Origin of the sequence: Microbacterium sp. ZKA21, from assembly GCF_050434165.1 — a bacterium.
In the GTDB taxonomy this organism is placed as follows: Bacteria; Actinomycetota; Actinomycetes; order Actinomycetales; family Microbacteriaceae; genus Microbacterium.
On sequence record NZ_JBNPVV010000001.1, the window covers coordinates 433,065 to 442,966 of the forward strand.

At 69.2% G+C, this 9,902-nt stretch carries 10 protein-coding genes; 3 read left to right on the plus strand and 7 right to left on the minus strand.

The genetic code is table 11. The annotated features are described in order from the left end of the window. Window positions 1-203: 203 nt before the first annotated feature. A complete protein-coding gene (gene katG / locus M2317_RS02225) occupies window positions 204-2,480 on the minus strand; it encodes a catalase/peroxidase HPI (RefSeq protein WP_429456901.1) in 2,277 nt (758 codons plus the stop codon). A 42-nt stretch (window positions 2,481-2,522) separates the two neighbouring features. Then, window positions 2,523-2,954, minus strand: coding sequence for a Fur family transcriptional regulator (locus tag M2317_RS02230; RefSeq protein ID WP_429456903.1), 432 nt, complete (start codon window positions 2,952-2,954; stop codon window positions 2,523-2,525). Window positions 2,955-3,096: 142 nt separating this feature from the next. On the opposite strand from M2317_RS02230, the gene aqpZ reads away from it, so the two are divergent. Beyond that, window positions 3,097-3,849 (plus strand): aquaporin Z, encoded by a 753-nt coding sequence (gene aqpZ / locus M2317_RS02235; RefSeq protein WP_429456905.1) that lies wholly within the window; start codon window positions 3,097-3,099, stop codon window positions 3,847-3,849. A 434-nt stretch (window positions 3,850-4,283) separates the two neighbouring features. Here aqpZ and M2317_RS02240 read toward each other — a convergent pair whose 3' ends face one another. Continuing rightward, on the minus strand, window positions 4,284-5,279 hold the full coding sequence (locus M2317_RS02240) for a stage II sporulation protein M (RefSeq protein WP_429456906.1): 996 nt from the start codon (window positions 5,277-5,279) through the stop codon (window positions 4,284-4,286). A gap of 16 nt (window positions 5,280-5,295) precedes the next feature. Between M2317_RS02240 and M2317_RS02245 the strand changes: the two genes are divergently transcribed. After that, window positions 5,296-6,105, plus strand: coding sequence for an RDD family protein (locus M2317_RS02245; protein WP_429456908.1), 810 nt, complete (start codon window positions 5,296-5,298; stop codon window positions 6,103-6,105). A 24-nt stretch (window positions 6,106-6,129) separates the two neighbouring features. Here the strand turns inward: M2317_RS02245 and M2317_RS02250 are convergent, their stop codons facing one another. From M2317_RS02250 to M2317_RS02265, 4 genes are all read right to left on the minus strand, one after another. Beyond that, a complete protein-coding gene (locus tag M2317_RS02250) occupies window positions 6,130-7,344 on the minus strand; it encodes an ABC transporter permease (protein WP_429456910.1) in 1,215 nt (404 codons plus the stop codon). Next, a complete protein-coding gene (locus M2317_RS02255; RefSeq protein ID WP_429456912.1) occupies window positions 7,341-8,156 on the minus strand; it encodes an ABC transporter ATP-binding protein in 816 nt (271 codons plus the stop codon). Before M2317_RS02255 ends, M2317_RS02250 begins: the two co-directional genes overlap by 4 nt. Then, complete coding sequence (locus M2317_RS02260) at window positions 8,153-9,082, minus strand: efflux RND transporter periplasmic adaptor subunit (RefSeq protein ID WP_429456914.1); 930 nt, start codon at window positions 9,080-9,082, stop codon at window positions 8,153-8,155. Before M2317_RS02260 ends, M2317_RS02255 begins: the two co-directional genes overlap by 4 nt. Before the next feature lie 112 nt (window positions 9,083-9,194). Beyond that, window positions 9,195-9,401 carry a DUF3499 family protein gene (locus M2317_RS02265; protein ID WP_376177182.1) on the minus strand — a complete coding sequence of 69 codons (207 nt, stop codon included), beginning with the start codon at window positions 9,399-9,401 and terminating at the stop codon, window positions 9,195-9,197. A 68-nt stretch (window positions 9,402-9,469) separates the two neighbouring features. On the opposite strand from M2317_RS02265, the gene M2317_RS02270 reads away from it, so the two are divergent. Beyond that, complete coding sequence (locus M2317_RS02270; protein WP_429456916.1) at window positions 9,470-9,895, plus strand: hypothetical protein; 426 nt, start codon at window positions 9,470-9,472, stop codon at window positions 9,893-9,895. Window positions 9,896-9,902 lie beyond the last annotated feature (7 nt).

A 9,902-nucleotide genomic window follows, 5' to 3' on the forward strand; every position in this document is an offset into this window, starting at 1 on the left:
AAGTTCCGGTCGCAGTTGATGCCGCTGTTTTCGCCTCGAAGCGGCATCAATTGCGACGGGAACGCCCGGTCGCCCCCGCGAAGCGGCGCCGACTGCGACCGGAGGGCCGAGGATGGATCGGCACAAGGGCTCGGAACCGCTCGCGATCCTGGACGACGCCGAACGGCCCCCGCCGTGAGGCGAGGGCCGTTCGGAGACCGGGATCAGACCAGGTCGAAGCGGTCGAGCTCGGTGACCTTGCCCCACGCGGCGACGAAGTCGCGCACGAACTTCTCCTTGGCGTCGTCGGAGGCGTACACCTCGGCGATCGCGCGCAGCTCGGAGTTCGAGCCGAACAGCAGGTCGACGCGGGTCCCGCGACCGACGACCTTATCGGTGCCGTCGACCCGACCCTCGAAGGCGTGCGAGCCCGGGTCGAGCGGCTTCCACGTGGTGCCGAGGTCGAGCAGGTTCACGAAGAAGTCGTTCGTCAGCACACCGGGCGTCTCGGTGAAGACGCCGTACTGCGAACCGTCCCAGTTCGCCCCCAGCACGCGCAGACCGCCGACGAGCACGGTGAGCTCCGGAGCGGTCAGCGTGAGCAGGTTCGCCTTGTCAAGCAGCAGATGCTCGGCCGGGATCGCCGCGACGTCCTTCGAGACGTAGTTGCGGAAACCGTCCGAGGCGGGCTCCAGGAACGCGAACGACACGACGTCGGTCTGCTCCTGCGAGGCGTCGGTGCGTCCGGCGTGGAACGGCACGACGGCGTCGACGCCGGCATCCTTCGCGGCCTTCTCAACACCCGCGTTACCGGCGAGCACGATCAGGTCGGCCAGCGACACCCGGACGTCGCCGGTCTGCGCGTCGTTGAACTCGGCACGGATGCCCTCGAGGACGTTCAGGACGCGGGCGACGCGCTGCGGGTCGTTGACCTCCCAGTCCTTCTGCGGAGCCAGACGGATGCGGGCGCCGTTGACGCCGCCGCGCTTGTCGCTGCCGCGGAACGTGGATGCCGCAGCCCACGTGACCGAGACCAGGTCGGCGACCGAGAGCTCGGACTCCAGCACCTTCGCCTTGAGCAGCGCGGCGTCGGCATCCGAGATCAGCGCGTGGTCGACGGCGGGCACGTTGTCCTGCCAGATGAGCTCCTCGGCCGGGACCTCGGCGCCGATGTAGCGGGCACGGGGGCCCATGTCGCGGTGCGTCAGCTTGAACCACGCACGCGCGAACGCGTCGGCGAATGCCTCCGGGTCGTCCTTGAAGCGCTCCGAGATCGGACCGTAGATCGGGTCGAAGCGCAGCGCCAGGTCGCTGGTCAGCATGCGCGGCTCGCGGCGTCCGTCCGAGTGCGCGAGCGGGACCATGTCCTCACCCGCACCGTTCTTCGGACGCCACTGGTTGGCGCCGGCCGGGCTCTGGAACAGCTCCCAGTCGTACGCGTACAGGATGTGGAAGAACTCGTTGTCCCAGCGGGTCGGGTGGTAGGTCCACGTGACCTCGAGACCACTGGTGATCTGGTCGTCGCCCTTGCCGGTGCCGTGGTTGTTCTTCCAGCCGAGGCCCTGACGCTCGAGACCAGCGGCCTCCGGGTTCTCCTCGAGGTTCGAGTCCGGAGCCGCACCGTGCGTCTTGCCGAAGGTGTGTCCGCCGGCGATCAGCGCGACGGTCTCCTCGTCATCCATGGCCATGCGCGCGAAGGTCTCGCGGATGTCGCGGGCCGACGCGAGCGGGTCGGGGTTGCCGTTCGGGCCCTCCGGGTTGACGTAGATGAGGCCCATCTGCACGGCTGCGAGCGGACGTTCGAGGTCGCGGTCGCCCGAGTACCGCTCGTCGCCGAGCCAGGTGGTCTCGGGGCCCCAGTACACGTCGTCGTCCGGCTCCCATGCGTCGATGCGTCCACCGGCGAACCCGAAGGTCTGGAAGCCCATGGACTCGAGCGCGACGTTGCCGGCGAGGATCATCAGATCGCCCCAGCTGAGCGACTGACCGTACTTCTTCTTCACTGGCCACAGGATGCGGCGGGCCTTGTCGAGACCGACGTTGTCCGGCCAGCTGTTCAGCGGCGCGAAGCGCTGCTGTCCGGTGCCGCCGCCGCCACGACCGTCGGTGACCCGGTAGGTGCCTGCACTGTGCCAGGCCATGCGGATCATCAACGGACCGTAATGACCGAAGTCCGCGGGCCACCAGGCCTGCGAGGTGGTGATGGTCTCTTCGATGTCCTTCTTGACGGCATCCAGATCCAGCGCCTCGAAGGCGGCCTTGTAGTCGAAGTCGCCGTCGAGCGGGTTCCGCTCGGCGGTGTTCTTCGCGAGGATCTTGAGGTTCAGCTGCTCGGGCCACCAGACGCGGTTGGCCGAGCCCATCGTCGGGTGCGGCTGTGCGTGGATGACGGGGCAGGCGCCCGCTTCGCCGGGCTCGACGGGCTCGTCGGTGACGGTCTTCGACTGGTCGATTCCGGTGACGTCGTCACCGATGCCGGGGACCTGTTCGTGAGCGGTCATGGTTGTCCTTCCGATGTGAGGGCAGGGTGGATGTTGTGAGGATCAGGAGTCTTCGGCCGCACAGGAGGCGCACAGCCCCCAGTAGGTGACCTCGGCGACGGCGACACGATAGCCGTGGGCATCGCTCGGCACGAGGCAGGGGGCGTGCCCGACCGAGCAGTCGACGTCTTCGACCGCACCGCATCGTGTGCACACGAGGTGGTGGTGATTGTCGTCGACGCGCAGTTCGAACAGCATCGGATGGCCGGCGGGCTCGATGCGGCGCACGAGACCGGCGGCGGCGAAGTCGCCCAGCGCGTTGTAGACCGACTGCAGACTGGTGGACTCGACCAGCGGCCGCACGGCGGCGTGGATCTCATCGGCACTCGCGTGCGGGTGCGCGTGCAGGGCGTCGAACACGGCTCGACGGGATTCGGTCACCCGGAGACCAGCGGCGCGGATCGCGTCGTCGGTGTCGTGCAGGGCGATCGTCATACGAACACTCTACTTGTTTTGATTCATTCAAGAAAGTGCGGCGCGCGATCCGCACGGCGCGCCTTCTGGGAGTTCTCTGTGAACAGCGGAATCATGTGGTTCGCCGGGCCAGCTGGGCCGGTCATGCGAAAGGACACAGATCATGAGTGATTCCACGTCGGCTGTGCCCACCCTCGGCGCGAAACTCGCGGCCGAAGGATTCGGCACCTTCCTCCTCGTCTTCGGCGGCGTCGGCACTGCGCTGTTCGCCTCCAACCTCTACACCGAGCCCGCTCCGAACGCGGCGGTCTACAGCGCGGTCGCGCTCGCGTTCGGCCTCACGGTCGTCGTCGGCGCCTACGCGTTCGGCCCGATCTCCGGCGGTCACTTCAACCCGGCCGTCACGCTGGGCGCCGCGGCCGCGGGGCGTATCGGGTGGAAGGACGTCCTGCCGTACATCGTCGCGCAGGTCGTCGGTGGCGCGGTGGCCTCGACCCTCCTGTTCCTGATCGGGCAGTTCGGCCCTGAGGGCTGGCTGACCGGTGCGCAGAATGCCGGCTTCGCCAGCAACGGGTTCGGCGAGCACTCCCCCGGCGGCTTCGGTCTGGGCTCGGCGATCATCGCCGAGGTCATCCTGACCGCGATCTTCCTGCTCGTGATCCTCGGCACCACGCACTCCAAGCGCGGCACGCCGTTCGCAGGACTCGCGATCGGTCTCACGCTGACCCTCATCCACCTGATCAGCATCCCGGTGGACAACACCTCGGTGAACCCGGCGCGTTCGATCGCAGCGGCGATCTACGGCGGCGTCGGCCCGCTGTCGCAGCTGTGGGTGTTCCTCGTGTTCCCGATCGTCGGCGCGCTCATCGCGGGCTTCGCCTACAAGGCGCTGTTCGACGGCACCAAGCAGGCCTGACGTTCCGGGAAAGGGGGTCGGCGCTTCGGCGCCGACCCCCTTTCCTGTGTTCGGATGCCGGGTTGACGGCGCCTCGAGCGGGGGATGCCGCGGCGTGACGCTCCGCGGCGGCGCCTGCCGCGATTCCGGTCGCAGTTCCTGCTACTCCGCCGCGATGAGCTTTGATTCCGGTCGCAGTTCCTGCTGCTCCCCCGCGGTCAGAGCAGCAGAATTCGCGACCGGAACGGCCGTGCGACGGTCAGAACAGCAGGAAGTGCGACGGGGACGGCCGGTTCGACAGTTCAAGGGCCGCGCGCTTCGACGGGCTCAGCGAGCTCGCGCGAGCGATCCGAACGGGCTCAGCCGGCGACGGGCTCAGCCGGCGACGGGCTCAGCCGGCGACGGGCTCAGCCGGCGACGGGCTCAGCCAGCGACGGGCTCAGCCAGCGACGGGCTCAGCCGGCGACGAGTCGCGGCGTCCCCGCCTCGTACTCCAGCAGGTCGCCCGTCTGACCGCGGCGATGCGCTCGCCCGCCGATCACGAGCATGTAGATGAGGAACACCGCGAGGGCCGCGGCGCCGATGCCGATCTTGATCGGCCACGGGAGTCCCCAACCCGTCACGAAGCCCTCGACGAGCCCGGACAGGAACAGCGCGAAGATCAGGCCGATCGCGACGGTCGCCAGTGACCGCCCCTCCTGCGCGAGCGCCTCGCCGCGGGCGCGGTGCCCCGGTGCCACCCAGGCCCAGAACACGTGCAGCCCCGCCGCCGCCGCGACGAAGAGGCAGGTCATCTCCAGCATCCCGTGCGGGAGGATGTACAGCACCATGATGTCGGCGCGGTCGTGCGCGGCCATGACGGCACCCGAGACCCCGAGACCGATGGCGTTCTGCACGATGATGTACACCGGCCAGATGCCCGTGATCCCGAACAGCACGCACTGCGCCGCGAGCCAGGCGTTGTTGGTCCACACCATCCCGGCGAACACTGCCGCCGGATTCTCGGTGTAGTAGCCGGTGAAGCTCTCCTCGGCGTACTCGGCGAGGAACTCCGGCGTGCCCAGCGTGGCGACGAGGTTCGGATCGGCGGAGATCCACATGGCCGTGCCGACGGTGATCGCGATGAAGACGATCGCGATGACGAGGGTCGTCCAGCGCACCCGGTACAGCGCCGCCGGAAGCTGATCCGCGAAGAACCGCGAGATCTGCGTGAGCACGTTGTCGCCGGCGCCGGTCAGCCGCAACCGTGCTCTGGCGAGGACGGTCGACAGGTAGGCGCTCTGCGGCGACTCGCCCACCGACGTCTTCAGTTCGGCCAGGTCAGCGGATGCCGCGCGATAGCGCACGATCAGTTCGTCGACGCTGTCGCCCTCCTCGAGTCGGGCACGGCTCAACTCGTCCAGGCGCGCCCACTCCGCGCGGCGCGCATCGCTGAGAGCATCGGCATCCACCTGATTTACTGTACTCATGTCCGCGCCGATCGAGTCCGCTGAAGAGATCCTCTCCGGCGAGGCCGTCGCGATCGACGTGCAGCCGATCGGCTTCTTCCTGCGCGTCATGGGCGCCGTCATCGACATGCTGCTGTCGATCGCCCTGTACGTCCTGTTCCTCTTCCTGCGGATCTGGATGATGGATGCCGGCCTCATCGACGAGGCGCTCGATCGGATCCTCAACGTCACGTCGATGGTCGTGTGCTTCGTCGTCGTTCCGGTCGCGATCGAGGTGTCCCTGAAGGGGCGCAGCCTCGGCAAGCTCGCTGTCGGCGGGCGCATCGTCCGGTTGGACGGCGGCGCGACCGGCTTCCGCCATGCCTTCATCCGGGCGCTGCTCGGAGTGCTCGAGATCTACATGACGTTCGGCTCGGTCGCCCTGCTCGCCGGCGCGTTCACGGCCCGCTCGCAGCGCCTCGGCGACCTCGTCGCCGGAACGTACAGTCAGCGGGTGCGGACCCCGAAGCTGATCCCCCACGAACCGGCGATGCCGCCCGAGCTCGCCGAGTGGGCGTCGATCGCCGACGTGGCCCGGCTGCCGGATCGTCTTGCCAGGCGCATCTCGCAGTTCCTCCGCACCGCGCCGCAGATGATGCCGCAGGCGCGTGCGCGCATCGCCGAGCAGCTGGTGGCCGAGACCACCGACTACGTCTCTCCCCGCCCCGCGGCCACTCCTGAGCACGTGCTCGCCGCGATCACGGTGATCCGGCGTCGGCGAGAGCTGCGAGGACTGCAGATCGCCGACGCGCGGGCCGAGCGCCTGACCGGCCGGTCGATCGGCGTCTGAGCAGCACGCCGCGACCGGACGCGATCAGAACCGGATGGCGTCGATCACCTTGACGCGCAGCGCCACGAGCGCCGGAATGAATCCGGCCACGGCGCCGACGATGACGGAGGCGACGAGTCCGGTCACGGCTGCACGCATCGGGAACGGCGGGATGTCCTGCATGCCCTGGAACATGCTCGTGACGATCCAGTCCGAGCGCAGGACGGCGACGACGACGGCGATGCCGATGATGCCCGCCACCGTCGTCGCGACAAGGCTCTCCAGCAGCACGGTCGTGAAGACGCGGCCGCCCGTCGCGCCGAACGCGCGGCGGACTCCGATCTCGCGCACGCGCTGTCGCATCGCGACCAACTGGATGTTGATCAGGCTCAGCGCACCCAGCGCGAGGATCAGCACGGCGATACCGCCCGTGATGAGCTCGAAGATGCGCGCGGCCTCCTCGCTGCCGGACATGGATGCCCAGTCGGTGCGATTGAGCGAGACCTGCTGGCCCTCAGGCAGACCCGCGCGCAGATCCATGGCCAGCACCGGCCCGATCTCGGCGGCCTGGTCGGCGCCGACCCAGACCTCGTACGTCGGCATCAGGCCCTCGGGCAGGCTGTCGACCTGCGAACGATATGCGTCGTAGAGCACGTCGATGCGCGGCTCCTCGTCCCAGATCCCCTGTCGCGGCGTGACTCCGACGATCTGATACGTCCCTGCGGTCGGCCCGGAGAGCGTGAGCAACGGATGCTGAGTCAGCGCCACGCGTCCGAGACGGTCCCAGAGCGGCTCGCTGATCACGACCGCCGGGGCCAGGGCCTCGGCGTCGCCGTCACGCAGCGATCGTCCCTCGAGCAGCTCTTCGCGGTGGATCTGGGGGAAGGCCGCATCGATCAGACGGGCAGGAATCTCGGTCACCCCGTCCGGCATCTGCACCGGCAGGGTCAGACCCTGCACATTGCGCGACGTGTGCGAGAAGCCGAAGCGCTCGCTCACGCGCTCGAAGCGCTCATCGAACGCATCCGCGTCCACCGGCGCGCCGGTCTCGCTGTACACCGAGATGGCGATCGTGGCCACGCGGCCGCCCCACCTGTCGGACTGCTCTGCCTGGTACTGCTGCTGGAACTCGCTGAATGCGACGACAGCGGTCAGGGCCGCCACCGAGACCGCGATGCCGATGAGGCTGAGAAGCACGCGCAGCTTGTGCACGCGGATCTCGGCCCACGCGTCCGCCAGCGCTCCGATGATCCCGGTCACGACACGACCTCCTCGGCCGGCTCGGCATCCGCCTCGGCAGCCGCGTCGCGGACCACCGGCTGCAGCTCCGCAGGGGGCTCGGCCGTCGGGACCGACTCGGCGAGCGTCGACGCCTCGAACGCGCGGGTCAGATCCGCGGGCGCGAGGAGTCCGGCATCCAGTCGGTAGTGCCGTCTGGCGCGGGCGGCGACGTGCAGGTCGTGCGTGATCGTCACGAGAGCGGCATCCGTCTCGGTCGCCACCTCGTCCAGCAGCGCCATGACCGACGCCCCCGTGTCGATGTCGAGCGCTCCGGTGGGTTCGTCGGCGAGGATCAGCACGGGCTTGCGCACCAGCGCCCGCGCGATCGCGACGCGCTGCTGCTCACCGCCGGAGAGCCGGTCGGCGATCTGGTCGATGCGGTGTCCCAGGCCGACGCGCTCGAGCATGTCCGTGGCGATGTCGCGTCGTCGCCAGAACAGCCGCCCCGACGCGTGCCCGAGCGGCATCATGACGTTCTCGAGAGCGGTGCGGCCGGCGAGCAGGTTGAACTGCTGGAAGACGAAGCCGACGTTCGCGCCGCGCAGCCGGTCGAGCCGGCCGGTGCGCATCTTCTTCACCGGTCGCCCCTCGAAGGACACGGAGCCGCTCGTCGGCGCATCCAGCATCCCGAGGATGTTCAGCAGCGTCGATTTGCCCGAACCCGAGCGTCCGACGATCGAGACGTGATCCCCGGCGCCGACTTCGAGACTGATGCCGCGCAGGATCTCCAGCGTCGAGTCGTCCGCCAGTGTGACGCTCTTCGTGACGTCCTCGAGCGCGACGAGGGTCACCAGCTGGTCCCGCTCTCGCACTGCTCGACGCCCGGCTCGACCTCGTAGCAGACCTCTTCCACCGGTGCCACGAAGCCGGGGACGAACTGTCGGATGCTGTCGCCCTCGGCGAGCCCCTCGACGACCTCGACCACGGTGCCGTCGTTGACGCCGAGGGTCACCGGACGCTCCTCGGGCTCGCTGCCGTCACCGGCATCCACCCACACGACGCCGGAACCCGAGCCGCCCTGAACGGCTGTCACGGGGATGACGACGGCATCATCGACCTGTCCGAGCGCAAGGTCGAGCTGGGCCGGGAGGCCGGCGAACACGGTCTGCTCGGCGGGAACGGCGCAGCGCACGCTCGCGGTGCCCTCCGCGGAGACCTCGACCCGCACACCGGTGCAGACGAACGGCGCAGGCCCACCCGTGATCGTGACCGTCGCCTCACTCGGCGCACCGACGAGGCGGTACAGTTGCACGGGGTCGACCGTGGCGAGCACGTGGTACCGCGCGGGACTCAGCGTGGCGATCTGGTCGCCGACCGAGGCGACCTGCCCCTTGACGAGCGCGATCTCGGAGATCTCGCCGGCCTCGGCTGCGAGGATGTCGATGTCCTTCTTCGGGTCGTCCTGCTTGATCGTGAAGAGCTTCTGGCCCGCGGCGACCGTGGCGCCGTCGGCGACGTGGACCGCGGTGACGGTGCCGTTGACGTCGCCGCGCAGCGGGAACGACTCATCACGCGCGATGTTGGCCGGCAGCGACAGCGCGTTGACCACCGAGCCGCGTTCGACCGGGATGATCGGTTCGGAGACGCCGGCTTCGGGCGAGACGACCGCCGCGGTCGAGCTGTCGGGGAAGAACGCCAGCTTCACGAGCGCGGCGGCGCACGCGCCGAACACGATGAGCAGGAGGATGGGGAGGACCCAGCGACGCCAGACGACCACGGCAGATGCCTTTCCGTGTGCGCCGCCCTGACGCACTTTCGGAACAGGATAGCCGGAAACTGTTTTCCCGGTACATATTCGCTCTCGACGGCGCGCCGCGCCGCGCCGAGGGTCAGGCGCGCAGCGCCTCGTGACGGACGACGATCCAGCCGCTGGGCACGGACAGCCGGTCGGCATGCTGCGCGCACAGATCGTGGGCGTTCGGATGCCGGGAACCGCCGAGCGGGCCGAGAGCAGCCATCTGATCGCCGTAGTCGTACGTCAGCGTGGCCACCGCCTCGCGAGCGCAGCCGACCTTCGAGCAGAGTCGTTCGTCCATCTCCCCCAGGCTAAGCCTCCCCCGCCCCTCTCGAGCGGATGCCGCGCCCAGCGCTCTAGACTTTCGTCATGCCCCGTCGCCGTCTTCCCCGCACCGCGCCTCGCCGTGGAGCCAGGCACGGCAGGCACGGCCGCCTCGGGCGCAGCGAGGTCGTCCGGCCGCCGCTGCCACCGCTGGACGGACGTGTCGACCGCTTCGATCTCGCCGTGGGCACCGCGGTCGAGTTCCTGCGCGGCACGTGGCCGGAACTCGAGGACGTGCGGTTCGAGATCGGCGCGATGCCGCTCGGCGACGACGGGTCCGGGGAGGTCCCCAGATGGACGATCGATCGAGACGCCCGGCGCGTCGTGCTGTACCGGATTCCGATCGAACGGCTCCTGCCTCCCGGGCACGACGACGCCGCGCATCGGCGCATCTCGATCGAGAGTTCGGTGTTCCGCGCCGCCGCGGAGTTCGTGGGGCGCGATCCCTGGGAACTGGGGCCCGAGGGCTGAGTTCCCG

Coding starts and splice junctions, on each gene's coding strand:
- katG (WP_429456901.1), bottom strand. CDS start 2,480: ATGACCGCTCACGAACAGGTCCCCGGCATCGGTGACGACGTCACCGGA.
- M2317_RS02230 (WP_429456903.1), bottom strand. CDS start 2,954: ATGACGATCGCCCTGCACGACACCGACGACGCGATCCGCGCCGCTGGT.
- aqpZ (WP_429456905.1), top strand. CDS start 3,097: ATGAGTGATTCCACGTCGGCTGTGCCCACCCTCGGCGCGAAACTCGCG.
- M2317_RS02245 (WP_429456908.1), top strand. CDS start 5,296: ATGTCCGCGCCGATCGAGTCCGCTGAAGAGATCCTCTCCGGCGAGGCC.
- M2317_RS02265 (WP_376177182.1), bottom strand. CDS start 9,401: ATGGACGAACGACTCTGCTCGAAGGTCGGCTGCGCTCGCGAGGCGGTG.
- M2317_RS02270 (WP_429456916.1), top strand. CDS start 9,470: ATGCCCCGTCGCCGTCTTCCCCGCACCGCGCCTCGCCGTGGAGCCAGG.